General features: G+C 40.0%; 25 protein-coding genes and 1 pseudogene. 8 read left to right on the forward strand and 18 right to left on the reverse strand.

Annotated elements, in window-relative coordinates; genetic code table 11:
- Positions 1-115 precede the first annotated feature (115 nt).
- Entirely contained in the window at positions 116-616 is a 501-nt protein-coding gene (locus tag ABDZ91_RS02450) for a sigma-70 family RNA polymerase sigma factor (protein ID WP_343796013.1), read from the forward strand.
- A gap of 80 nt (positions 617-696) precedes the next feature.
- The gene (locus ABDZ91_RS02455) at positions 697-1,350 is read left to right on the forward strand and encodes a hypothetical protein (RefSeq protein WP_343796015.1); all 654 of its coding nucleotides are present in this window, start codon (positions 697-699) and stop codon (positions 1,348-1,350) included.
- Positions 1,351-1,395: 45 nt separating this feature from the next.
- Here ABDZ91_RS02455 and ABDZ91_RS02460 read toward each other — a convergent pair whose 3' ends face one another.
- A complete protein-coding gene (locus ABDZ91_RS02460; RefSeq protein ID WP_343796017.1) occupies positions 1,396-1,755 on the reverse strand; it encodes a response regulator in 360 nt (119 codons plus the stop codon).
- 324 nt (positions 1,756-2,079) lie between these two features.
- On the opposite strand from ABDZ91_RS02460, the gene ABDZ91_RS21940 reads away from it, so the two are divergent.
- Positions 2,080-2,205: a DUF2231 domain-containing protein gene (locus tag ABDZ91_RS21940; RefSeq protein ID WP_425541779.1), complete on the forward strand. Its 126-nt coding sequence runs from the start codon at positions 2,080-2,082 to the stop codon at positions 2,203-2,205.
- 406 nt (positions 2,206-2,611) lie between these two features.
- Here the strand turns inward: ABDZ91_RS21940 and ABDZ91_RS02465 are convergent, their stop codons facing one another.
- Positions 2,612-3,223, reverse strand: a complete 612-nt coding sequence (locus ABDZ91_RS02465) for a hypothetical protein (RefSeq protein WP_343796018.1) — start codon at positions 3,221-3,223, stop codon at positions 2,612-2,614.
- A gap of 144 nt (positions 3,224-3,367) precedes the next feature.
- On the opposite strand from ABDZ91_RS02465, the gene ABDZ91_RS02470 reads away from it, so the two are divergent.
- Positions 3,368-3,553: a hypothetical protein gene (locus ABDZ91_RS02470; RefSeq protein ID WP_343796020.1), complete on the forward strand. Its 186-nt coding sequence runs from the start codon at positions 3,368-3,370 to the stop codon at positions 3,551-3,553.
- A gap of 116 nt (positions 3,554-3,669) precedes the next feature.
- Here the strand turns inward: ABDZ91_RS02470 and ABDZ91_RS02475 are convergent, their stop codons facing one another.
- From ABDZ91_RS02475 to ABDZ91_RS02490, 4 genes are all read right to left on the reverse strand, one after another.
- Positions 3,670-4,599, reverse strand: coding sequence for a helix-turn-helix domain-containing protein (locus ABDZ91_RS02475; protein ID WP_343796022.1), 930 nt, complete (start codon positions 4,597-4,599; stop codon positions 3,670-3,672).
- A gap of 282 nt (positions 4,600-4,881) precedes the next feature.
- Entirely contained in the window at positions 4,882-5,160 is a 279-nt protein-coding gene (locus ABDZ91_RS02480; protein ID WP_343796023.1) for an alpha/beta-type small acid-soluble spore protein, read from the reverse strand.
- Positions 5,161-5,597: 437 nt separating this feature from the next.
- Positions 5,598-6,851 (reverse strand): dicarboxylate/amino acid:cation symporter, encoded by a 1,254-nt coding sequence (locus ABDZ91_RS02485; protein WP_343796024.1) that lies wholly within the window; start codon positions 6,849-6,851, stop codon positions 5,598-5,600.
- Between the two features lie 59 nt (positions 6,852-6,910).
- On the reverse strand, positions 6,911-8,206 hold the full coding sequence (locus ABDZ91_RS02490) for an aminotransferase class V-fold PLP-dependent enzyme (protein ID WP_343796026.1): 1,296 nt from the start codon (positions 8,204-8,206) through the stop codon (positions 6,911-6,913).
- A 187-nt stretch (positions 8,207-8,393) separates the two neighbouring features.
- Between ABDZ91_RS02490 and ABDZ91_RS02495 the strand changes: the two genes are divergently transcribed.
- Together ABDZ91_RS02495 and ABDZ91_RS02500 are read left to right on the forward strand one after the other, a co-directional pair.
- Positions 8,394-9,119 (forward strand): GntR family transcriptional regulator, encoded by a 726-nt coding sequence (locus ABDZ91_RS02495; RefSeq protein WP_343796028.1) that lies wholly within the window; start codon positions 8,394-8,396, stop codon positions 9,117-9,119.
- Between the two features lie 159 nt (positions 9,120-9,278).
- Positions 9,279-9,689, forward strand: a complete 411-nt coding sequence (locus ABDZ91_RS02500) for a VOC family protein (RefSeq protein WP_343796030.1) — start codon at positions 9,279-9,281, stop codon at positions 9,687-9,689.
- Between the two features lie 298 nt (positions 9,690-9,987).
- Here ABDZ91_RS02500 and ABDZ91_RS02505 read toward each other — a convergent pair whose 3' ends face one another.
- The 8 genes from ABDZ91_RS02505 to ABDZ91_RS02540 all read right to left on the reverse strand — a co-directional run bounded on the left by ABDZ91_RS02505 (position 9,988) and on the right by ABDZ91_RS02540 (position 18,712).
- Positions 9,988-10,788 carry a M55 family metallopeptidase gene (locus ABDZ91_RS02505; protein ID WP_343796031.1) on the reverse strand — a complete coding sequence of 267 codons (801 nt, stop codon included), beginning with the start codon at positions 10,786-10,788 and terminating at the stop codon, positions 9,988-9,990.
- A gap of 437 nt (positions 10,789-11,225) precedes the next feature.
- Positions 11,226-12,830, reverse strand: a complete 1,605-nt coding sequence (locus ABDZ91_RS02510) for a peptide ABC transporter substrate-binding protein (protein ID WP_343796032.1) — start codon at positions 12,828-12,830, stop codon at positions 11,226-11,228.
- 69 nt (positions 12,831-12,899) lie between these two features.
- A complete protein-coding gene (locus tag ABDZ91_RS02515) occupies positions 12,900-13,886 on the reverse strand; it encodes an ABC transporter ATP-binding protein (protein WP_343796033.1) in 987 nt (328 codons plus the stop codon).
- Between the two features lies 1 nt (position 13,887).
- Positions 13,888-14,886, reverse strand: coding sequence for an ABC transporter ATP-binding protein (locus ABDZ91_RS02520; protein WP_343796035.1), 999 nt, complete (start codon positions 14,884-14,886; stop codon positions 13,888-13,890).
- Positions 14,887-14,899: 13 nt separating this feature from the next.
- Positions 14,900-15,799, reverse strand: coding sequence for an ABC transporter permease (locus ABDZ91_RS02525; protein ID WP_343796178.1), 900 nt, complete (start codon positions 15,797-15,799; stop codon positions 14,900-14,902).
- Positions 15,800-15,885: 86 nt separating this feature from the next.
- Positions 15,886-16,812 (reverse strand): ABC transporter permease, encoded by a 927-nt coding sequence (locus tag ABDZ91_RS02530; protein WP_343796036.1) that lies wholly within the window; start codon positions 16,810-16,812, stop codon positions 15,886-15,888.
- Between the two features lie 740 nt (positions 16,813-17,552).
- Positions 17,553-17,699 carry a hypothetical protein gene (locus tag ABDZ91_RS02535; RefSeq protein ID WP_343796037.1) on the reverse strand — a complete coding sequence of 49 codons (147 nt, stop codon included), beginning with the start codon at positions 17,697-17,699 and terminating at the stop codon, positions 17,553-17,555.
- Positions 17,700-17,899: 200 nt separating this feature from the next.
- Positions 17,900-18,712 carry a sulfite exporter TauE/SafE family protein gene (locus ABDZ91_RS02540; RefSeq protein WP_343796039.1) on the reverse strand — a complete coding sequence of 271 codons (813 nt, stop codon included), beginning with the start codon at positions 18,710-18,712 and terminating at the stop codon, positions 17,900-17,902.
- 202 nt (positions 18,713-18,914) lie between these two features.
- Here ABDZ91_RS02540 and ABDZ91_RS02545 point away from each other — a divergent pair, with 202 nt between their 5' ends.
- Positions 18,915-19,466, forward strand: a complete 552-nt coding sequence (locus tag ABDZ91_RS02545) for a GNAT family N-acetyltransferase (protein WP_343796041.1) — start codon at positions 18,915-18,917, stop codon at positions 19,464-19,466.
- A gap of 102 nt (positions 19,467-19,568) precedes the next feature.
- Here the strand turns inward: ABDZ91_RS02545 and ABDZ91_RS02550 are convergent, their stop codons facing one another.
- Positions 19,569-20,429 (reverse strand): hypothetical protein, encoded by an 861-nt coding sequence (locus ABDZ91_RS02550; protein WP_343796043.1) that lies wholly within the window; start codon positions 20,427-20,429, stop codon positions 19,569-19,571.
- Between the two features lie 267 nt (positions 20,430-20,696).
- Here ABDZ91_RS02550 and ABDZ91_RS02555 point away from each other — a divergent pair, with 267 nt between their 5' ends.
- Entirely contained in the window at positions 20,697-21,479 is a 783-nt protein-coding gene (locus tag ABDZ91_RS02555; RefSeq protein ID WP_343796045.1) for an alpha/beta fold hydrolase, read from the forward strand.
- Between the two features lie 35 nt (positions 21,480-21,514).
- On the opposite strand, the gene ABDZ91_RS02560 is transcribed toward ABDZ91_RS02555, so the two are convergent.
- From ABDZ91_RS02560 to ABDZ91_RS21945, 3 genes and pseudogenes are all read right to left on the reverse strand, one after another.
- Positions 21,515-22,213, reverse strand: a complete 699-nt coding sequence (locus tag ABDZ91_RS02560) for a toast rack family protein (protein ID WP_343796047.1) — start codon at positions 22,211-22,213, stop codon at positions 21,515-21,517.
- Positions 22,214-22,437: 224 nt separating this feature from the next.
- Positions 22,438-23,385: a methyl-accepting chemotaxis protein gene (locus tag ABDZ91_RS02565; protein ID WP_425541780.1), complete on the reverse strand. Its 948-nt coding sequence runs from the start codon at positions 23,383-23,385 to the stop codon at positions 22,438-22,440.
- Positions 23,380-23,619: pseudogene (locus tag ABDZ91_RS21945) on the reverse strand (HAMP domain-containing protein); the annotation flags it as partial. The pseudogene ABDZ91_RS21945 and the gene ABDZ91_RS02565, both read right to left, overlap by 6 nt.
- Between the last annotated feature and the right edge of the window lie 60 nt (positions 23,620-23,679).

Below are 23,679 nucleotides of genomic sequence, written 5' to 3' on the forward strand. Positions count from 1 at the left end.
ACAAAACCACCGAGAAACTTCAAGTTTCCCTTTTTGTCGCACTCCCCTATTTCCTTGTATGGTTAACCTACCTAGGGAAAACAAAGATTGGCGCGCTTTTCGAAGGGAGGCACGGTTGGATGAGTTTGAAACGTTAAAGGAGCAATTTGATCCCATGATTAGGTCCATTATGAAAAAACTAAATATCTATCAAAACAAGCATGAATTCTATCAAACGGGGCTAATCGCACTATGGGAGGCCTATCAAAATTTCGACCCGAAAAAAGGACAGTTTGCCACTTTTGCTTACTCCTATATACGAGGAAGAATGTTACGGGATATGGATCGGCAAATACGAAATGAGGAAAGAAACGTACACCCAAAAGAAGAATTCTGGGAGATGATTCAAGATGACGATGCAGACCCTCTCCTACAAGCCAACGAATTCCTCCTCTCTCTCTGTAGGGACAGCCATTTAACCAGGCAGCAGCAAAAATGGGTCGAATACACATGCATTCATATGCTAACCGTTCGGGAAATCGCCGAAATCGAAGGAGTCTCCGTTTCTGCAGTAAAACGCTGGCGGTCAGAAGCGAAGCAAAAACTAAAAGGAACACTGCTGGCCATCAAAGACTAAAAGGTGGGGCACTGGGTTTGTGTGGCCGGCGGGACACCGGGGACAGGAACCTTGTCCCACCACCATTAAGGAGGAAAAAAATGAATACCTTACTTGATTCAAGACAAAAAATTGACGCTGAAATCAGTAGACTCATAGACCAATTCAAACACTATCAACAAGCTACAACCCTTCATCAAGCCACCACACCTACCACAAACTTCATTACTCACCATATAAAGAACGCCACCGCAACCGAAGAACTCAGAAATATGCTTAGCCGCTGCATTCTTATCATTGGTAGCATGATAAAACCACTTCAAGTCAGGAGGTATCATACGGCTATTATTAAGGTTGGTGTCCTCAAGGTCTGGGAGGCTTTAAGTCAAACCAACCTGGATACCGATGACATCATTCGAACTATATATTTTTCGGTCCAGCACAAATTGATAAACGAAATCAACACCACCGAAATCCTAGATAGTAAAACCACTCCTTTGAATGAATTTTTTGAGGTATTACATTCTGAACAGACCTTATCAGCTAGGGAAGAAATCATGGAATATCTCCTTCCTGCTTGCATAATGGGTCAATTAACAGACCACGAAAAGATCTGGGCTATCTACCATTATGTTCATGATGTAACAGACCCTGCCATTGCGGTGTTAGAAAAAGTGGATCGGGCAACGGTTGCAAATTGGAGGGAACATGCAGAAGATAAGTTGAGAGATTGGATTGTTGTAGTAGAAAGCTAACCATATGGGGTATGGGGGGACAGTAAACCTGTCCCCCTGTCCCGCTTATTTTAAAGCATTCTCTACAGCTTCTTGAATTCTTTTAGGGTCAAATGGTTTGACGACAAAATCTTTAGCCCCTGCTTTGATAGCATCTACTACCATATCCTTTTGGCCCATGGCTGAACACATAATAATAGTTGCATTAGGGTTTACTTCTTTAATTCCTTTAACGGCTTCCACTCCATTTGTTTCTGGCATCGTAATATCCATTGTGACAAGATCTGGTTTTAATTCACGATATTTTTCAATAGCCTCTAGTCCGTTTTCAGCTTCACCCACAACATCATGCCCCAGCTTTGTCAAAATGTCCTTTAATTGCATTCGCATAAACATGGCATCATCTGATATCATAATTGTAGCCATAAGCTCGAACTCTCCCTTTATATGTAAGAATATGTACAGTACAAATCCCATACTGACTCTAGTGAAGATATTTTCAAATATCTTCTCCAAATAGACATTCATCAACAATGATACTTAAGACCTAGTTATATTTAAATTTTATAGTAATAAATACCTATATTCAACACATTTCTCCGTTTTGTAATAAAAGGAGCATGAAGTTAAAGTTTTCGTTATCTCATGGAAAGGAACTCCCTCTATGCCTTCGAATTTTAGGAATTATTCAGGAATATGATAGGGTAGGTCTTTTTTTAAAGGGAGGCGAATCGTATTTTATCTTCTCCAATTCATCCGATGCTTGTCCATTTTCCGATTGCCTTATTTTTATTTAGAGTTTTATTTCAGGTGATAGCGTTTTTTTTGGGAAAAAGAAAAGTCCTTTATTCGAAACATTTGCTACTTACCTTTTAGCAGGAGGGTTAATTTCAGGTTTAGTAGCATTTTTCGCAGGAAAGTATGATAAAGATTTTGCGGAAGATTCATTCGGGAGCTCTGTGAAACCTTTAATCGAAGAACACAAATTTTTTGCTCTGCCTTACGTTAATCGTATTTGCTGCCCTTTTGGTTTTAAAATTCCTACCCAAAGTTAGAGGAATGCGAGTTATTATTTCTATTTTATCGATACCTGGTGCAGTTTTGATTTCGGTAACAGGACATATGGGGGGACAGATTGTTTGGGGTGAAAATCAAGATTCCTCTATTCAAAGAGGTTGAACTTGATGATTTTTGGGATGATTTATTTGATTTTTAGACAACGGTCACAAGTACTGTAATAAAACTTCGAAAATGTGGGACAGCGAAACCTGTCCCCCTGTCCCTACCTAACCACACTCAAATCAATCCCATCTCCAACATCTATAAACACATATTCATGTTCAGGATCTTGCCTAAATGTGACTACTGCAAACGTAGGCGAATGGTTGTTAAAAGTATAGAAAGACTGAATCTCGTAACCTCTTAGATTCTTAGATTTAGCCACATAGACCTCTACCTCATGCTCCATTTGATCACTAACAAACAACTTTTGATCAAAAATCCGAAACAAACTAAAAAGCAACACAGCTGAAACTAGTAAAAATGTCACCAACTGTTTCACCATAGTTTTCCCATCATATTTACGCCAAATTTCAAGGACAGTCATGCAAATCACAGTAAAAATAAGGGTAAAATGATGGATCCCTATAGTGAGTATTCGGTTCATAAAATAGGCCATAAAAAACATCAAACAAACACTGATGCCCGCTCTTACAATAAAGGATGGAATAAAACGATAGTTAAGGAAACCAAGGAACAAGATAAAAATAATTATCCCACAACCAATCAATCCAGACTTAGTGTCCTTCGAGTTCTCCATGATAATATCGAATAAATACCAATGAAGGATAACGATCACCAAAATGCCAATTACCTTTTTAGTTTTTTCTTTCACCCTATTCCCACCCTACTCTCTCAATCTGATACTTTAATTATTCCATATATTTGAAATAATTCAAATTTACCTGTAAAAAACAGCCTTTTACAAATTCATTCTATGTTACAGTATTTGTAAAGCTTTATTAAAAGGTGGTTCACCATGCTTTCACGTTTCTTATTTATATTCGGATTATTATTTGTTTTAATCATGGCTCTAACCTTTATCATGACGTTCATATCTGATTCAATGGATAGCCTATTTCTAATCATTTCCCTGTTTGGAATCTTAAACGGTAGCATCGCCATGGGCATTTCAACGATTATTGATCAAACTAAGAAGGGGTAGATAGTCATGAAAAAAACTTGTAGAGAATGTTACTTCCCTACAAGTTTTTTATTGGCGTTGTATTATAGTTCTCAAGTTCTTAAACAAACGTGTTTAAATAAAAGATTCCCTTTCCCCTAGTCCTGAGGTGGGACAGTAAACCTGTCCCCCTGTCCCAGTTTCTGAATCAACATTCCAAGATTTCCACTACCTATAAAGGGAGCCACCCGCTCGATTTGGTGAGCTTCCACATTTTTTAATTCAACCTCTTCCAAGAGATGAGTAATGATTTCTCTTTCTAAAAATGGAGCTAGTTGAATTAAGGTGCTCATTTCAATGGTTTCTGGGCTAAATTGTCTGATGAGCTTTGAGAGACCAGACCTATTGATAAATGGAGCAAGCGAGACTACATCTTGCCATTCAAGATCTTCCAACGATAGATTTTCAATTAAAGGATCGACTTCTCTTGGAAGGAAAGGAGCGATATTTACTAGATCTTTTACATGGATGCTTTCCTCTAACCCTTCTACTATCTGCCCCACTGTTTGCCTACTAACAAATGGAGCAATTGAAACGATGTCTTTCCATGACCTCATCTCATCTCCACCAACTTGTTGCACTAATTTTTCAAGCGTATCTCTATCTAAAAATGGAGCTAGGTTGATGAGGTTTGAAAAAGTAAATGTTGTTCCTTTAACCCCTTCCGCAACTCGAGAAAACGTACTGGATTTGACCAGCGGAGCCAAGTCCTCTAATTGATCAAGATTCATATTATCCCCATCTACTAATTTCGCAGCTTCTTCCGGCTCATTTTTTACAAGATGCCCTACAAATGAGTCGACCTTGTTAGTGTTAGCTGTTCCCCCATATAAAAGCCGATCAATGGTAATGTTAAACTGCTTGGCAAGTGCCCCCAATGTATCTAGGTCAGGAAGTGATTCTCCCCGCTCCCATTTCGAGACCGCTTGATGGCTCACATTTACTAAATCAGCTAATTGAACCTGAGTCAGGTCCTGCTCTTTTCGAAGGCTCGAGATATAAGCCCCAATCGCTTTTGAATTCAACACACGCAACATTCCTCTCCGTTATGGGTTGATCAGTACGTACTGTATTTTTAGGATAGCACACGATTCGTTTGGGACCTATCAACTGTTGGTTGAATGGGTGGTTGTGGGCTCTACTGTTGGTTGAATGGAGGTTCTATAGCAAGCGAGGGTTATGTTGTAAAATATAACTATATAAAAAATAGCAGCCAAAGATAACAGAGTTTTGAATCTGCTACCTTTGGCTTTTTAACATTAAATCCTATTGGTCACGCTGTGGGACAGACAAACCTGTCCCCTCTGTCCCTACTGCTTCTTCAGCTGCTCCTCAGCCATCTTGACCATTTCACGAACCATTTTACCACCGATGTTCCCGCCAATTTTCCCAGCATCTTTTGCTTTTATGTCGCCATTGTAACCATTGTTCAGCGGAACTCCCACTTCTTTGGCCACTTCATATTTCACATTGTTGGGAACACCATCATTCCCAGAACTGTACCCATTCTTCGCCATAACGCGTCCTTTAAGCTGGTTTAGACCTTCACGGGCTTCTGGTACAAGAAGTTTATTTCTACTCCTGGCCATTTTTCCACCTCCTTGGGTGTTATGGTTTCCCAACAGCCATGCTTCAAACCGGGACAGGGGGACAGGAACCTTGTCCCACATACTTAGATCCAAATAAAAATAAACTCTTGCCCCATGACAAATCCACTCCAATCCATTGTTTAGTTCATGTATAATAAGAATATACTAAAAAAGAGAAGTGCGGCTAACACTTCTCCTTCGCTACCCCTATCGTCAGGGTGGTGGTTGCCAAAAACTATTCGTTTGTTTTTCGAGAACCACCCTTTTGCTTGTGACGGCGTAGGGTGGTTTTCTTGTTTCCTAGTACGTTTTTTCGAAAAAGTAAGCACTAATTTAGGTTAATCAGTTTTTAAAAATACGTTTGTTTAATATCTAATGTTCTAATCTAGTTTAATATTTCCTACTACAATTCTTTAATAAACCTCATCTTTAACTCATTAAGCAGAAATCCCAGTACTATCACCCTTATTTTGCGACAGCACATTTTCATCCAATAAGTTTTCTGATTTCGCAACAGCTAAAGTCCCTACTACATCTCCGGTAACGTTCAGAGACGTGTGACCGATATCTATAATTCGATAAATACCAGCGACTAATCCCATAATTTCAAGCGGCAGTCCCATTGCTGTTAGTAACATAATTGTCATGACAATCCCGCCTCCTGGGATTCCCGGAGCCCCGATGGAAATAAGAGTGGCAAGTAAGAGTGTCGTGATTTGTTGTGTAAGTGTTAGATCCACTCCATATATTTGAGAAACAAAGATAACCGCAATTGCGAAATAATTGACAGCTCCATCCATATTAACCGTTGCACCTAGTGGCAATGAAAAACCAGTTAACTTTTTAGAGACTCCAAAGTCATTTTCTGCTACTTTCATTGTTACAGGCAAGGTACCGGAACTACTTGTTGTGCTAGCAGTAATTGGCCATATTTTAGTTGCCACTGTTTTATAAAAGGTCCCCAAATTCATTTTTACATAGAATTTAAGAATTAAAGGATAAAGGACGAAACAAATGAGAATAATGCCTACATAATCCGCAACAATTAAGGACGTAATTGGACCTAATATTTTAGATCCATATTCAGCTACAGTAACAGCCATTAACGCAGCTACACCAATTGGGGAATACTTCATAACCATATCGGTTACTTTATACATCACCTGTGCACCACTTTCGAAGAACTTATGGAATGGAGCAGCTTTTTCACCAATCGCGACCATTGCTATTCCTACAAAAACAGCAAAGATAATGATTTGCATGAGGTTTCCACTAAATAAGGATGCAAATGGGTTTGTTGGAACCATCCCTACTAATGTTTCTAAGAAGTTAGGGGTTTCTGTAGCTGTATACTCTCCGGTGTCTTTAACAATTCCATCCAAGTCTAGACCAGACCCAGGTTTAAGAATATTTGCTACGAGTAGCCCTATAGTACCTGCACAAATAGTTGTAAAGACATAGAATAATAAGACCTTTCCACCTATCCTTCTCAACTTCGTTACATCGCTTAACGTAGCGATTCCACTTACAATGGAAAACAAGACTAATGGCACAACAATCATTTTAATTAAATTCAAGAATAAGTCCCCAAATGGCTTAATCCAAAGTGCTTGATCTTTAAAAATAATTCCTATTAAAATACCGACTACAAATCCAATAGCTACTTTGGTCCCTAGCGAAAGCTTCTTCATGTGCTCACTCCTCTATTTTTATTTTTTATATAGCTTCACTCTATAAAGAGTTAAAACCTTTATATTCTACTTAGGCTTTGTTCTGCTATCCTAGCTGTAATGCTTAAAAATTCTTCTATCTCCTCCACTGTATGGCAGTGCAAAGGTGAAATTCTTATAGCCCCTTTCATTCCGAAAGAATCTATCATTCTCTTAGAGTAGATACTGGTGTTAACACGTTCGAATAGAATAACACCTAGTTCTTCGTATTTCCTTACAGCCTCCTTGTAGTCCATTCCATCTATACTAATCGCTACAATTAAATCTCTTTTTGATAAATCAGGATAATCAAGATGAACCGTAACACCCGAAATACCCCTAAGCCCCTCAGTGTTTGCTGTTCCTTCTAGTATTACTTCTAATAGTGCCCGTTCATGAAGGGAGATTCTCGTCATCCCTTCAACATACTGCTCTCTTCTATCATTACTTTGTTTATAATTGCTCCCAATCCAGCATATGTAATCAACAATTTCACTTATTGCAGCATAATGAGCAGGTGCTGGACTTCCTAATGACCATTCATTTTCTGCTTTGCCAGAAAGCTTATGATGAGGAAGTCGTGATGCTCGGTCTGATAGATAAGCGATTCCGGATCCTCTCACTCCAAAAAATTTATAAGGAGCAAAGTTAATGGCATCTACTGGTGTTTTTTCTACATCTAAAACACCGTGGGGAGCATGTTGAACAGCATCTACTATGATATAAATATTTGGGTTTATTTTTTTCGCTTCTTGAACTATGGATTCAATGTCCAAAATGGCTCCAGAGATATTAGACGCATATATTACGCTTAGTAAACTGGTGTCCTGGTCAATTAGTTTTAATATTTCTTCTGTATCAACCCCACCTGTTACAGGATTCGTCTTGGCAACACGAAATTCCTTTCCCAGCTTCTCAGCATAATATTTTGCTGCATCATAGGCAGAGGGATGCTCAAGAGCTGTTGTAACAATATTATTTCCTTTTGCATTTTCAGCCATATTCCCCGTTATCTCAAAGATTGCCTGAGAGGCAGTAAGATAAGTTGCAATACTTCCATCTTTCGCATTAAATATCTTCCTAATATCATTTGTACCCTTTTCAATAACATCTATTAAATATTTTGCTGTTTTGTGTTCTCGTTCAGGACAATCTGGAATTGCATCCAAATCCATAAATACCTTTGATGCACTTTTTAAACGGAAGGACCCACCAGCATTATCAAAAAATAATCTCTTCCTTTGTTGAATGGGGTCTGTTTCAATCCATAAAAATTTCTCTCGTATGTCCTTTAACAAGTCATCGTGGAATAAAACTCCCTTATCATATCCCCCCATGAACAGTCTCCTTTCAAAAAACTTGATGTTAGCGTTTTCATAAATATATAATACTTAGTATTACAAGTTATGTCAATTCTAAAATTTCAGAACATTTAATATTATCTTACCTGTCAGATTATGACTTATACTAGTATTATATTGTTCCCATTACCATTATGAACGGGTATTAAGGAGTGAATGTTGGGTGTACGAAAATATAAATAAAAAACCAATGTATCAAAGGATTTATGATTATATTGCGAATAAAATAGAAGAAAAGACCTATCAAGTAGGTGACTTATTACCTTCAGAGAGTGAGCTAGAACAAATCTTTCAAGCGAGCCGTACACCTGTTAGACAAGCATTAAAACAACTAGAAATGGATGGATTGATCTATCGTCTACAAGGAAAAGGATCTTTTGTGGCAAACTTCAAACCACTCGGGCAGTGGACCACCATGACAGGATTCAGTGATATATATAAAGAAGAATGGAGAAAAATCTCTGCAAGAACCATAGAGGCTACCACAATTAAATCAAAATTCTACTCGGAGCTGTTAGGTGTCAGCAGTGAGTCAGATATTATACATCTTAGAAGGATTCGTTACTATAATGGAGAGCCAATCATCTATTTAGAACATTACATCAATCCCTTCCTCCCGCTAGAGATATTTAAAAATGACCCCTCTTTCATTTCAATAGATCAATTATTAAAAGATGAAAGAGATATCGAATTCTTTACGATTAAAGAAGAAATAAATGCCGTTTCTGCAAGTAGCAAGGTTGCGGAGATCTTAAAGATAAATGAAGGAGAACCTGTATTAAAAAATACTAGAATCTCTTTAGACCAAGCATCTACTCCCGTAGATATTACCGTGAACTACTTTAGTAGTGAAAGATGGAAATATAGGATTGAGTTTAATAAACAGTAGAGTTGGGATTATTATAATTGATTCAAATAACATTCATTTCAACAAACGTTTGTATAAAAACTCTTTTGTCGCTGATTGGAAGATAAGGTTCTTACGCTAACTAGCCTCGGAGTGGGACAACGAAACCTGTCCCCTCTGTCCCACAAAGGAGGATGTTCTATGGAAAAAGTTCTAGACCATATCGGGGTTGCCGTTCGGAATTTAGATGAAAGTATCGACTTTTATGAGAATGTATTGGGCGGAAAACTAATTGACCGATACAGAAGTGAAGCGGTTGGGGTTGAAAGCGAGATTGCCATCATGGAAGTCAATGGAACACGCACGGAGTTATTAGCTCCATCAAATAACACCACTTCCCCGATTGCTCGCTTTATTAAGCAAAAAGGAAAAGGTGTCCATCACATTGCGTATCGAGTAGATAATCTGGATGATGCTTTAAACGAACTTAAAGAATTAGGAATTCGGACTTTGGAAGATACTTTAAGAACAAATAAGCATGGCAGACGGTTAATCTATTTAAATCCAGCTGATACTCAAGGGGCTATTATTGAGTATTGTGATTATCCTTGATTTTGTAAGGAGCACGTGTCGGTGTCAATCACTGGTATTCTCCATGTATTCGAACACTTACGTTAATTTTTGTCGATGATTTAGTAGGCTGTTGGAAATTTTGCTGGGTCTATCGGAAATTTTCGCTGCCCTATCGGAAATTCCACCGGGTCTATCGGAAATTCTATCGCGTCTATCGGAAATTCCCTCGCGTCTATCGGAAACTATAGTTGCTCCACTAGTCACTAGTTTGGGAATGGGACAGAAAACCTGTCCCCCTGTCCCTTGTCGGGTAGTAACTCACCTGTCCCCTTGTGCCTTAAAGTACAAAAAATAGAAATTTAAGAACATTTATGTACTCTGTAGAATGAAATTCAACTGTTTTGTCACCTGTTTGTCTGGCACCTGGATAAAACGAGCCACGGTAAGCTAGGTGATGGTCTTTGAAAGTGATTTCTACCGTAAACTCCTTTGGCAACTGAATCTCATACTTAGAAAAATCTGTGTCCTTCATCAGCTTCGTAACTGTCTCTCTAATTTTTTTGATGGCTAACTTTGGATGAATGGAAATCGAGCCATTTCCGATTCCTTCACTTACCTCAACGGTTTTGATATGGGGATTCAGTCTCTTGGCTTCCTCACAAATCATCTTGTCCCCCGTGATCATAAGAACTGGAACCTTCCATAAAGCCGAGGTATAAGCATTAATCAGAAATTCGCTCGCAATTTCTCCGTTGATTTTGACATGGTCATTTCTCGTATTCATGGTATGAGCCAGTGGGCTCCCGTTTCTTCCTCCAGCCGCATGATAGCCCATCATAAACACTCCGTCATAACTTTCATCCAATCCAGCCATCATTAAATAAGGATTGCTGGCCCAGCCTCGTAAAATTTTCACTTGTTCCGGTAGTTTTGAAGGGTTTAGATTTTTAGCTGTATCATGGGCATCCTTGATAAAAATATCGTTAGCACCTGCATCCAAAGCTGCCTCACACGCGGCATTGACTTCTGCTGTCATTTGTTCAAGAAAATATCGACTAGCCGGATTTGTGTTATCCGTCTCATTCCAGGCAGTGATTCCCGCTACCCCTTCTAAGTCTGAACTAATAAAGAGTTTCATAGGATGTTCCTCCTTCTTGTGAATAATGTGGTGGATACATCAAAACCATTAGTCACCTGGACAGAGGTTCCGTTATATCCCTAAAAATGGGCGTTTTTTGGATATAGCCGGACTGTGGTTCCGTTATTTAGCTAAAATCAGGCAAAATAACCTCAAAAAACACCGAATAACGGAACGTGAGTCCGCTTGACCCTCAAAAACCGGTATTTTCATTAAAATAACGGATTCTGTGTCCACCACGCTCCGCATCGCCTCACCTCGTCACAGCTCGTCACTCCACCCCCGGTCGGATGCAGTCCCCAAACAACAGACAAGGACCAACCGCCGCCACCCCAAAAAAAGAAGCTGCCCCACCTAATGAGTACAGCCCCTTTCTAAAAGTTAAACGTTACAGCCAGCCACCGAACCGAAACTTCCCCTGGCTCAGCCTACAAACCCTACTCCTTATCCACAACATCCGCATACTCAAAATACGTATGCCCAATGTAGTTCTTCGTCACACCTTTTACATGTGGTTTGACTAGATAAGAATCTTCATAGAAATAAAGAGGAATGACAGACATTTCGTCCATTAAGATTTGTTCAGCTTTGGCGTAGTTAGCCATGCGCTTTTCTTGATCTGTAATTGCTCGATTTTCTTCCATAAGCGCATCATATTCTTTGTTCACCCAACGAGAATCATCCGCTGTGTTAATGGACTCGAACAACGTGAGGTTTGTCATTGGATCTAAGTAATCCCCAGTCCAACCGTCACGAGCAATAGCAAAGTTTCCATTTTCTAATTCATCCCAGTAAACTTTGGATTCCATCGTACGGATACTCACTTCCACGCCAAGATTTTCCTTCCACATACTTTGGATGGCTTGTGCAATATCTTTGTCACGTTGACTTGCCATCGTTAAAAAGTCAATTTCAGGCATGCCTTCTCCATTTGGATAGCCTGCTTCCGCTAGCAACTTCCTAGCTTCCTCAATGTTTTCTTCGAATAAAGGTCCTACAACATCACGGTATTCCTTATTTTGCTCAACACCATGTGGCATTCCGTATGGAACGAAACCGAAGGCCGGTCTCTCCGTTGATTGCATAACATTTTCAACGATTTGTTGACGGTTCATCGCCATACCGAATGCTTTTCTTACACGCGGGTCATCAAAAGGCTCCACCGTTGTATTCACATCAAAATAGTAGGTACCGATACGTGGGGCAACGGTATACTCAGATGAATCCTTGTATTGTTGCATTGCTTCAGCACTTAAGTTGTCTGCAACATCAATTTCACCATTCATGTAAGCAGCCAATTCAGCTTCTGGTGCTTCAATAAATACGATTTCCAGTGTATCTAGTTTTACATTATCCGCATTCAAGTAATTCGGGTTCTTCTTCAGAACATATTTCTCTTTTGGCTTGATTTCTTCAAGCGTGAATGGACCCGTAGACAAGTACGTATCCGTTGAACTAGTCCAGTTTCCTTCACCCTCTACTACATCTTTTCTAACCGGGTAATAGGACGTTGCACACAATAGATTTAAGAAATATGTAGTGGGATTCTCAAGCTCTACCTCAAGGGTATGCTCATCCACAGCCTTAACTCCAACCTCATCGGCACTTACGTTTCCTTCATTGTAAGCAAGACCATTTTTTAAATAATACAAGTCAAACGCTGCACCTGATGCGACATCTGGATTTAACACTCGTTTCCATGAGTATTCAAAGTCATGCGCCGTAACTGATTCACCATCACTCCATTTCGCATCTGGGTCGATTTTAAAAGTATACTTTGTTCCGGTTTCATCCACAGTCGTTTCTGCTGCTAATGACGGAACTGGAATCCCCTCAGGCCCAATGGTGTAAAGGCCTCTAAATAGGTTCTGTAGAACTACAGATGAACGGGAGTAAACGTTTAAAGTTGGATCCAATGTTTCCGGTTCACCTGGTAATGCATAGACTACGGTTTTCCCATCTGAACCTCCACTTTGTGAACTACAAGCAGAAATCAGTGCAACGGCTGCCAACAGCGTGAAAAACAATAACCATTTCTTCATTTCCATCCCCCTAACTTTCTTGCTTAAAATTTATTAGGTTAACCTGAGAAATTTCAGGATAATCTACACTCAATGATGTACAGCATGACAGGCGACCTTGTGACCATTCCCAATATCCTTCAGTTGAGGTTTTTCATGGGCACAAGTTTCGAAAGCCAGCGGACACCTCGTACGAAACGCACAGCCACTTGGTGGGTTCATCGGACTTGGAACGTCCCCTTTTAGACGAATTCTCTCCGTTTTCTCAGCCAAATCTGGATCTGGAATGGTTGCAGCTGACAGCAAAGCCTGAGTATACGGATGCTGCATGTTTGTATACAGCTCATGGGCCGCTGCCACTTCTACCATCGACCCCAAATACATAACCCCAATTTGATGTGATAAGTGCCTCACCATCGATAAATCATGCGAAATGAACAAATAGGTTAATCCGAACTTTTCTTGAAGTTCCTCAAGCATGTTCACAACTTGCGCCTGAATCGAAACATCCAGTGCTGAAATTGGCTCATCACAAACGATGAACTCTGGCTCTACCGCAAGGGCACGCGCAATACCAATACGCTGTCGTTGTCCACCTGAGAATTCATGTGGGTAGCGGTTCGCATGGTCCCGCTTGAGTCCAACAAGCTCAATCAGCTCATGAACACGGTCCACCCGATCCTTCCCCTGTAAAATTTTATGAACATCCAAGGGATCCCCAATGATATCCCCAACAGTCATTCGAGGATCCAGGGACGCATAAGGATCCTGAAAAATCATTTGCATTTTTTTACGAAAAGGAAGCATCTCTTTATGTTTCAAATGTTCAACATGCTCCCCATCAAAAACAATCTCCCCAGCAGTAGGCTCATACAACTTTAAGAGGGTTCTTCCGATCGTTGATTTTCCACAACCGGATTCCCCTACAAGCCCAAAGGTCTCCCCTTTTTTAATCGTAAAACTTACATCATCGACGGCTTTTAGTACGGTATTTTTTTTACCAAAGAAGCCTTTCTTCATGACAAAATGCTTCTTTACATTCCGTAGCTCAACTAATGTCTCCCCTGTCTTTGCCATCTTACACCGTCACCTCCTTCTCCACTTTCGGAGCCTTCGGATGCAGTAACCAACAGGCTGTCTGGTGGGTATCCGAAAGCTGTGTTTGAGCTGGTGGAATCTCTTCACAGATTCTCATCGCATGCTCACATCTTGCTGCAAACGGACATCCTTTTGGAGGGGCTAGTAAATCTGGCGGACTCCCCGGGATTGGAACTAGTTTTTTCTTTTCTCCTGTTGGTGCTTTTGGAACTGAACGAAGTAGTCCCCACGTGTATGGATGCTTCGGGTTATAAAAAACCTCCCGAGTCGTGCCCTCCTCCACAATGGTTCCTCCATACATCACAATGATCCGGCTGCACATGCTGGCTACCACACCTAAATCATGTGTGACCATAACAATGGAGGTATTCAGCTTGCTTTTTAAATCCTTCATCAAGTCTAAAATTTGGGCTTGAATCGTCACATCCAGTGCCGTCGTTGGTTCATCTGCAATCAATAGTTTGGGATTACAGGAAAGCGCAATCGCAATCATGACTCTTTGCCTCATCCCACCTGAAAACTCATGCGGATACTGATTGAGTCGGCTTTCTGGACTCGGAATTTCTACTAATTTCAAAATCTCAATTGCCTTTTTTCTTGCTTCGGCTTTCGATAATCTTAGGTGAATCCGAATCGGTTCCATGATTTGATCCCCGATTGTGAAGAGCGGATTTAATGATGTCATCGGGTCCTGAAAAATCATTCCAATATCATTTCCTTGAAGCTTCCGCATTTCTTTATGTTGGATTTCCAATAGATTATGGCCTGCAAAGTTCATTCGCTCTGCTTCCACTGTGGCATTGTCTGGGAGTAGCCCCATGATGGAGAGCATGGAAACACTTTTTCCGGAGCCAGACTCTCCTACGATACCAATCGATTCCCCTTTATCAATATGAAAGGAAATGCCTCGGACGGCTTGAACTTGCCCAGCATCTATATGGAAGGTCGTTTTTAAATCTTTCACTTGAAGTAGTTTCATCGTAACACCAGCCTTACTTCTTTAGTCTCGGATCGAGTGCATCACGTAGGCCATCGCCAATAAAATTAAGAGAAAACATCGTTATACTAATAGCAAGTGCCGGGAACAACATTTGATACGGTTCAGTGAAAATAGTTGGTATCGCATCATTGACAAGCGTCCCCCAACTTGCAATCGGAACTTGAATCCCGATACCAAGAAAGCTTAGAAAGGCTTCAGCAAAAATAGCGGACGGCACTAGGAATGTAACCGTTACGATAATCGGCCCCATACTGTTCGGGAACAAATGCTTAAATAAAATTCTAAATTGAGAAGAACCGATACAACGTGCAGCGAGCGCATACTCCTGATGTTTCAGTGTAATCACCTGTGACCGCACTATCCGGGCGGTTCCAATCCACGATGTAATACAGAGTGCAATAATGATACTTTGAAGAGAGTTACCCAAGAACAACATCACCAGGATGATGTATAACAGGTCAGGGATTCCAATTAGCATATCGACAATTCGCATCATGATCATGTCGATTCGTCCACCAAAAAATCCAGAAATTCCTCCGTAAATCACACCAATGACCATGTTAATGGCTGCAGCCACAAACCCAATGGTTAAACTGATACGTGCGCCGTACAAAGTCCGAATGAATATATCTCGTCCAAATTTATCCGTTCCAAACCAATGCTCAGCAGAAGGGCCCTGGTTTCCATTTTCAATATCCTGACCGTCATATGTATACTCCGAAAACATGGGACCAAAAATGGCTGCAAGGGTGATTAGAATCACCACGCAAAGACCAAACATGGCGAGAGGATCCTTTCGAAAACGAGACCAGGCATCCGCCCAGTACGATTTACTGGGACGAGCAATGTACTCACTATTTAAGTCCATTTTTGAACCCAGTTTCTCAAACATTTCATCCGGTATATCTTTTAAATTATGAAAATCGGTGATTTCTACATTATCTTTTTTGTAGCTTACTAAATTCGCCAAACCATCACCTACTCATCGATTTTTACGCGCCGATCAATAATAGCGTAGAAAATATCTACAATGAGATTCGCTAAAATGATCAAGGCTCCAAAAAATACAGTCATCGCTAAAATGACGGCATAATCTCGGTCACTAATTCCGGTTACGAAATCTCTTCCGATTCCAGGAATCGAAAAAATCCGTTCGATTACAAAGCTTCCCGTTAACAGAATGGCAATCAGCGGACCTAAATAGGTAATTACCGGAATAATCGCATTCTTCAAAGCATGTTTTCCGAGCACGACCATTTCGTGCACACCTTTGGCTCTAGCTGTTCGAATATAATCTTGGCGCATGACCTCAAGCATGCTTGAACGCATCAGCCGAGCAATGTAAGCAATCGGGTAAAACGATAGTCCTGCCACCGGGAGAATGTAATGCTTCCAGCTCGATAAACCGAAAGTTGGTAATAGATTCAACACCACTGCAAATAAAAAGAGTAAGAGAACCGCGATAACAAAGTTTGGGATCGATATCCCAATGGTTGCTATAATCATCGATATCCAATCCGGCCACTTCCCCCGTTTGACCGCAGAAATAATACCAAGAGGAATCCCCACTAATAAAGCAACGAGGATTGCAATCAATCCCACTTTGGCGGACACAGGAAAGCCTTGCTTAATTAAATCGTTTACGTGAAGATCCTGCTGCTTAAAGGAAAATCCAAAATCTAATTGGGCAATACTTTTTATGTAATTGAAGTACTGAACATGCAAAGGGTCATTCAGCCCGTACTTTTCCTCAACCTTCTCAAGCACTGATTTCGGAACATTCCGTTGTTCAGAAGGACTAAATGGACCTCCCGGAACTGCATGCATTAAAAAAAAGGTAATGGTTGTTAAAAAAAACAAAGTCAACAAACCAGCCAATATTCTCTTTACGATGTAACCGCCCACGTTACCCCTCCCCTAAAACCAATTTTGAATCAAATATGTAAGGTCTGTACCTTCTCCCCAAATCCCCCTTTTGTTTCCTAATATTTCTATAATTTAAAGTCATAGATTCATATATACGAGATTCTATTACAAAAAACCTGCTAACATGACATAATATTATAAATTTTATGAATTTTGTAACGATTATTTTGTTGACTTTTAATAGAATCGCAAGGAATAACAGACTAAAAGCCTAGCCGTAAGTAGGGGTAATTTCTTGATATTTTTTTCCCATAAAAAAAGCAAAGGTCAGTAGAAACATTCCACTGACCTTTGTTACGATTACTGCTGCTCCAACTGTTCCTCGGCCTTTTTACCCATCTTCCCGCAGTTATTTCCACTTCAGGTACAAGTAATTTGTTTTGGTTTCCCATAACTTTATATTAAAAATCTACTTGTAGACAGATTTCGACACCAGAAATTACATTCCTCATTCAAATACTACTTAGTTCAAATAGTCTAGCATATTTTATACAAACGTTTGTTTGAAAATGTTTCCTTTTTCATCAACTGTACATCCTGCTGAGATCACAAGCTAACCTATCTCAGACTTAAGGTCTAATTTCACTTTGCCCAAAAACAAATCCACTTCAATCCAATGTTTATTTCATGTATAATTAGAATACAATAGAAAAAGAGAAGTGCTGCTAACACTTCTCCTTCGCAACCCCTACCGTCAGGGTGGTGGTTGTCAGACTTAATTATTTGTGTCGAAAACCACCCTTTTGCTTGCGACGGCGTAGGGTGGTTTTCTTGTTTCCTAGTACATTTTTCCGAAAGAGATATGCTCCAACTTCGCGAACAATCCCTTTTAGAACTTCACGTAGAAATTCAAGAAATGTTTCCATGACTATCACCTCCTTCCCGAAAAGATTCGGAAAGAAGCGTGACAACCAACCACCCTAACAATATTAAGCTGCTAAAAATATGATAGCACATTAGTCTACCAGATTCTACAAAAACAGGAACACTTGTTCTTGTTTTTGTGTTCCGGAAAGGTACCAAGATAGCTGTCACATTCATCTATAGTGGGACACCAAACCTGTCCCTACAGCCCTTGAAAAATCAACCTCACCCCAACAACTACTAACAAGATTCGTAGTACCAAAATTACAGTATTCACCTGCAACCTATGATTCAAGAAAGCACCAAGCTTCGCCCCAATCCACGCACCTGGAGCCAGCGCCAGAGCCCACAACCACTGGACATTACCTAATTGAATATGAGCTGCTGAACCCACAATGGCTGATAAGAACACCATAAGCATAGAGGTTGCCACGGCTACTTGGGCTGGGAATCTGAATAGGATTAGCATCGTTGGCACCATCAAGGAACCGCCCCCAATCCCGAATAACCCGGATAGTACACCGACAAAAAAGGAAATGACCACCGCTATGACGGGTTGGAATTGATATGTATGCGTCTCTCCACTAGGATCTACATAAGTCCGAACCGCGCCTAACTGCTTTTGACTAGGCTTCAAGTACTTCCTAACACTTAGAACGATAGAAATAAAAATAATAAATGCGCCAAAGCATACGTAAAACACATTCAAATCAATCGATTTATTCACAAGAGCCCCTACGTAAGCCCCCGGACCGCTTCCGATAAAGAAAATCAGACCTGCTTTATAATCGACCTTTTTCTGCTTTAGATAAGACAGCGTTGAAGATAAGCCGGTGACAATTAAGATGATAATAGACGTCCCCACTGCCAATTGTGGTGTCACCTCTGGCAACAGATTCGTATATGTACCAACGAATAACAATGCCGGTACCACAATGATTCCGCCGCCTAATCCCACAAGGCTACCCAGCATCGCTCCTACTAAGCCAATCATGAAAAGTAAAATCCAGATCATTTTCGCACCTCCTGTTGAAAACCGCCAAATATTTGTTAGCGATCATGACTTATATAATAAGAATATACTAAAAAAGAGAACTGCGGTTAATCCTCTTTGGATTTAGTAAAGTAATGTTGTGACTATACGTGACGCAGGAGCAAAAGGATTAAAGGAGAAAACACCGAATACATAAAGGAGCTATATTTTTAAGGGGGAAAACATGATTTACTCTAAAACAGCCAAAACCATAGAAACAGATAGACTCCTTTTACGACTATTTACAGAATCAGATGCACCAGAGGTTACTACGCTTTGTAATAATTACAACCTTTATAAGAACACTTTATATCTGCCCTATCCGTATTCCATTGAAGATGCCTTATCCTGGATAAAAAATCATCTTGATAACTTTAACAGTGATAAGCACTATGAGTTTGCAATTACCGATAAGGTTTCGGGAAAGTTATATGGAGCCATAGCATTGTCTAACCATCCAAAGTTTAATAATGGTGAGCTGGCTTATTGGGTCGGAGAGGAATATTGGGGGAATGGCTATGCTACCGAGGCAAGTAAAGCCATGCTCGAATTTGCCTTTATTGAAAAGCATTACCACAAAGTATTTGCTCGCTTCTTTCATACGAATCCGGCTTCCGGTAGGGTTATGGAGAAGATTGGGATGAAAAAAGAGGGAATTCTGAGAGATCATGTTATGAAGGAAAATGAATATCTGGACTTGGTTTATTATGGGATTCTGGGACATGAGACGACATAAAACGATTTTATAGAAGAAAGCAGGCCAAGAGAAGTTTTATTCATTCTCTTGGCCTGTTTTTATGTCAACCCGTGGGACACAAAACCTGTCCCCTTGTCCCACTTATTTCGCAAATCCATCGAATTCGAATACTAGGTCTTCTACGTTTTTATCCGTATACGCTTTTCTTTTAAACATATCTAATGAACCATTGATCTCAATTCTAAATGGTTGGGCTATGTCTAACCCTTCATACATTTCGTGGTTTTCTTCTATTTCAGTTTCCATTCCGACGTTACCGTAATACGTTTTCTTTACTTCTTGTCCATTACTAAACGCATTGGCATATGCATAACTAACCTCTTCTTCTCCCCCTTCAAAGCTATAGTAAACAATTGTGAATTTATCACCAGATACGATACGCTCTACGGTCACAGAAACATAATCATTGCTCATCGTTTGGTTGATGTCGTACTCAACAAGGTTAGGATTGTGGAATACGATTTCATCAATTGGTTCAAACCCAGTAAACACACTCTCTACAGACATAATAACGAAAAATTCATTCTCCACATCATTCGCTACAATCCCTGATAAGTATCCATGGTCACCTTCTTCGAAATCCACCTTATTACCATCCATATATAAGGCAAAGGATACCGTGTTTCCATTCTCTTTGTCTTCTTTGTATTCTGCTAGAATCAACGTTTGTTCAGCCTTACGATCGACTGAAGTAATATGTACTGGGACCTTTTCAAAGGGTCTGTTTTGATAGGCATCCGAATCATTTTTTAGAATATCAAATTCATCAAACGAAATCAGTTCGCCCTCCGCAGTTACTTCACTTACTGTTCTCTTTGGTTCTTCTTCTGGAGCGTTCACTTTTACATTAACTGTTCCGTCGGCTTCTCCTTCAGATAACTCCACCGAACATCCAGTTAATAGAGCGCTCCCTAATAATGCTCCAGCAATCAGTTTCTTCATGTTGTTTCCCCCCGATTTCTTGGTGTATACCTCTTACTGTTGACCGATAGTGTGAAATTTCTTCCATCCATACTATATTTCGGTAATAATTTACAATATTTAATGCTTTTTTCCAAATAATTATGAAAAATTATGCAGGTCAATAGTCCCGGATGTCTCGTATGTAGTGGGACAGCAAACCTGTCCCCCTGTCCCGTTCCTCACAAAAAGGTTATAATCAAAAGAATGCTTTTTAAATCTACCTTTCACAACGGAGGCTATTACATATTGCTAGCACATAAAGTCATCAAGAATTCGAGTACAAAAGAATGGGTTGTTTTTGTCCACGGTTTAGGTGGAAATCACAACATTTTTTATAAACAAATTGATTTATTTAGTAATAGATTTAATGTTTTGTTATTAGATTTACCTGGCCATGGAGATTCTGGGCCGACCGTTGGAGATCATACCCTAGATCAGAGTGGTGATGGGGTAAGTGATTTGATGGATTTTTTGAAAATCAAGAGTGCTCATTTTGTAGGTGTATCTCTTGGGACGATTGTGATTCAGGAGTTCTCTCTGAAATACCCTGAAAAAGTGGAGAAAATGATTTTGGCTGGAGCCGTTAATGAATGGAAAAGCTGGGGGTTGTTTTTAGGAAAGGCTGCCCTCTCCTTCCCATTGAAGCACGTGATTCCTTACATGCTGGAATATAAACTGTTCGCCAATATTTTAATGCCCAAACGAAATCATAAAAAGTCCAGGGATATTTTTATCCGCGAGGCTCAAAAGCTTGGTAAGACCGATTATTTGAGCTGGGTGAACGTTGGTGTTCAGTCTGCAGAAACGTATAAGAAGTTGGATAAGTCTATTCCTTTTAAAAAATTATATATTAGCGGAGATGAAGACCATATGTTTTTGCCCAGCATTCAAAGGTATGTTGAACAGGAAGAGCACTCGGAGTTAGTCGTTTTGGAGTCATGTGGGCATGTTTGTAATATTGAGCGGTTTGAGGAATTTAATAGACATAGTCTTTCCTTTTTAGGAGAGTTTGTTGAAAAAGTTAGTTAAGAGAGGGGTGGGACAGTAAACCTGTCCCCTTGTCCCTATTCAACTTTAAATATTACTTCTCCCACTCCCATTTCAGCATTGACTGTGATGATGATATCGGAATTTTCGTATGCCTCATTTACATAAACTCCATTCCCTTGAGAAATGAGGTCTTTGAATTCTGCACTACCAATGCCTTTACTAGAGGTTACTTTAACACCAACGTTGGATGGAAGAATGACTGTTACTTGCCCGACACCTGTCTCTAGGTTAATATCAAAGCTTTCTTTCCAGTCCCCGCTTACATCTAAATTGAGCTCACCCACACCCGTTTCTATGTCTAAGTCCGTTAGCTGGATACCAGAAAGGTTTAGATCCGTCTCGGCCGCTCCCGTACTTATTTTTAACGAAAGGGGTACATCCTTTGTCAGTTGAAGGTCCCATTCGTTATCCTTAAAATTGATCCCTTGCTTGGATTTTTGTGCGACTGTTAATTTCCCTTTATCCCCATTCAACTTATAGCTGACTTTTGGTTCTTTCGAGTCCTCTATCCTTCCCTCTAACCACTGATTAGCTCCACCTGAGAGATTCAACTCACCCGCTCCCAGTTTTAGTTCAACGTCGAGCTCCTTCGCATCGTCCTTTTCTATTTCTATACTTTCTTCACTTGCCTTTCCAAAGCTGAAAACATTACACCCCGTTAAGATTAAAGCTAAAAGAGCTGTACCTGCAAAAATTTTTCCTAATTTCCCCATTGTTTGTTCCTCCATAATTAAAGTTAATACTTATTTCTGATTGGTTCTATGTAACTATACTCTTAAAAAAATGATAAGAATACAGACTTGAACTCTATATTATATAAGACTTAAGACCTAGTGAATGAGTAAATAAAAAGGACGGATCTCGCGTTTCCATTTGAAAACTGAGAACCGTCCTATGTTCTATCTCACTGGGACAAGGTTCCTGTCCCCTCTGTCCCTTAAACTGTAAATTTTTGTACCAGTTCGTTTAACTGATCTGCTAGATTCTGCAATTCATTACACATCGCCCCCAACTCTTGCATGGTTGCATTTTGTTCTTCCGCCGATGCTGACACTTCGTGAGTAGCGGCCTTTGCTTCTTCTACAATACTCACAGTATTCATGGATGCATCTACAATTTGTTGATGCCCGGATGCTAACTCCTGAGTAGCGACGGTAATGTCTGATAGTTGTTGTTTCATTTTGACCGCTGCTTTACTAATATCTTGGACTGCTTCTTCCGTATGAGTCACTGTAATCAACATTTCATTTGTTTCAGATTGGCTTCCCTTAATCTCTGTTACGATTTCTCGGACTCCATTTTGGATATCTTGAATCAGCTTTTGGATATTCCCCGTTGATTCGTTGGACTCACTTGCAAGCTTTCTAACTTCTTCTGCTACAACTGCAAAACCTCTCCCATTCTCACCAGCTCTCGCAGCTTCGATGGCTGCATTCAACGCTAGGAGATTAGTTTGTTCTGAGATATCTTGGATGATCTTTAAAATTCCACCTATTTTATCTGATGCTTTGTACAACTGGTTTACTTTTTCAACGGTGATATCTAATTTATTTCGAACACTATTTGATTTCTCGATTGTTTCGGCAGCCGCTTTTTCCCCTTTTCCTACTAATTCAGCTACCTCATTCGCATAGTTATCTACCGACTGAACATTCACGGAGACTTGCTGACTTGATTTAGAGATGTCTTGGATGGTTTCACTTATGTTGGAAATATCATATTCAATTTGTTTGGCTCCTGCTGAAATCTGTTGAATACTGGCTGCAACTTGTTCAGAGGAGGATTGTGTTTCTAATGAGGCTGTTTTAACTCCGTGAGACTGTTGGTTTAAGTTGGCACTAGATTCTTGAATTCCTTTAATGAGTGCCTGGATTTTACCACCCATATCATTAAAAACAAAACCTAGCTTTTCAAACTCATCTCCACTTTTAATGTCTACACGTTCTGTAAAGTTGTTATCAGAAAATTGCTCGGCAATGTCATTTAACTTCTTAAGTGGTTTCTTGATGAAGAATTGAATGATGAGGTGTGAGACAAACGCCCCTATGATTAGGTTGACTACACCAGCTACAATGTTTAAGATCTGTGTGTTTTCTAGGTATAGATTCGCAACTCCCATAACAGTACTTTGAATCGTACTAAGGAAAAATATTAAAAGGACAATGGTAAAAGTTAGTTT

This window comes from Bacillus carboniphilus, from assembly GCF_039522365.1.
Classification (GTDB): Bacteria; Bacillota; Bacilli; order Bacillales; family JC228; genus Bacillus_BF; species Bacillus_BF carboniphilus.

What these genes read in the sequence shown, in the direction of transcription:
- ABDZ91_RS02505 (WP_343796031.1), bottom strand. Translation starts at nt 10,788, where the DNA reads ATGAAACTCTTTATTAGTTCAGACTTAGAAGGGGTAGCGGGAATCACT.
- ABDZ91_RS02550 (WP_343796043.1), bottom strand. Translation starts at nt 20,429, where the DNA reads ATGAAGAAACTGATTGCTGGAGCATTATTAGGGAGCGCTCTATTAACT.
- ABDZ91_RS02460 (WP_343796017.1), bottom strand. Translation starts at nt 1,755, where the DNA reads ATGGCTACAATTATGATATCAGATGATGCCATGTTTATGCGAATGCAA.
- ABDZ91_RS02500 (WP_343796030.1), top strand. Translation starts at nt 9,279, where the DNA reads ATGGAAAAAGTTCTAGACCATATCGGGGTTGCCGTTCGGAATTTAGAT.
- ABDZ91_RS02510 (WP_343796032.1), bottom strand. Translation starts at nt 12,830, where the DNA reads ATGAAGAAATGGTTATTGTTTTTCACGCTGTTGGCAGCCGTTGCACTG.
- ABDZ91_RS02485 (WP_343796024.1), bottom strand. Translation starts at nt 6,851, where the DNA reads ATGAAGAAGCTTTCGCTAGGGACCAAAGTAGCTATTGGATTTGTAGTC.
- ABDZ91_RS02515 (WP_343796033.1), bottom strand. Translation starts at nt 13,886, where the DNA reads ATGGCAAAGACAGGGGAGACATTAGTTGAGCTACGGAATGTAAAGAAG.
- ABDZ91_RS02560 (WP_343796047.1), bottom strand. Translation starts at nt 22,213, where the DNA reads ATGGGGAAATTAGGAAAAATTTTTGCAGGTACAGCTCTTTTAGCTTTA.
- ABDZ91_RS02490 (WP_343796026.1), bottom strand. Translation starts at nt 8,206, where the DNA reads ATGGGGGGATATGATAAGGGAGTTTTATTCCACGATGACTTGTTAAAG.
- ABDZ91_RS02480 (WP_343796023.1), bottom strand. Translation starts at nt 5,160, where the DNA reads ATGGCCAGGAGTAGAAATAAACTTCTTGTACCAGAAGCCCGTGAAGGT.
- ABDZ91_RS02565 (WP_425541780.1), bottom strand. Translation starts at nt 23,385, where the DNA reads ATGGGTGGTAAAATCCAGGCACTCATTAAAGGAATTCAAGAATCTAGT.
- ABDZ91_RS02540 (WP_343796039.1), bottom strand. Translation starts at nt 18,712, where the DNA reads ATGATCTGGATTTTACTTTTCATGATTGGCTTAGTAGGAGCGATGCTG.
- ABDZ91_RS02535 (WP_343796037.1), bottom strand. Translation starts at nt 17,699, where the DNA reads ATGGAAACATTTCTTGAATTTCTACGTGAAGTTCTAAAAGGGATTGTT.
- ABDZ91_RS02470 (WP_343796020.1), top strand. Translation starts at nt 3,368, where the DNA reads ATGCTTTCACGTTTCTTATTTATATTCGGATTATTATTTGTTTTAATC.
- ABDZ91_RS02455 (WP_343796015.1), top strand. Translation starts at nt 697, where the DNA reads ATGAATACCTTACTTGATTCAAGACAAAAAATTGACGCTGAAATCAGT.
- ABDZ91_RS02545 (WP_343796041.1), top strand. Translation starts at nt 18,915, where the DNA reads ATGATTTACTCTAAAACAGCCAAAACCATAGAAACAGATAGACTCCTT.
- ABDZ91_RS02525 (WP_343796178.1), bottom strand. Translation starts at nt 15,799, where the DNA reads ATGTTTGAGAAACTGGGTTCAAAAATGGACTTAAATAGTGAGTACATT.
- ABDZ91_RS02520 (WP_343796035.1), bottom strand. Translation starts at nt 14,886, where the DNA reads ATGAAACTACTTCAAGTGAAAGATTTAAAAACGACCTTCCATATAGAT.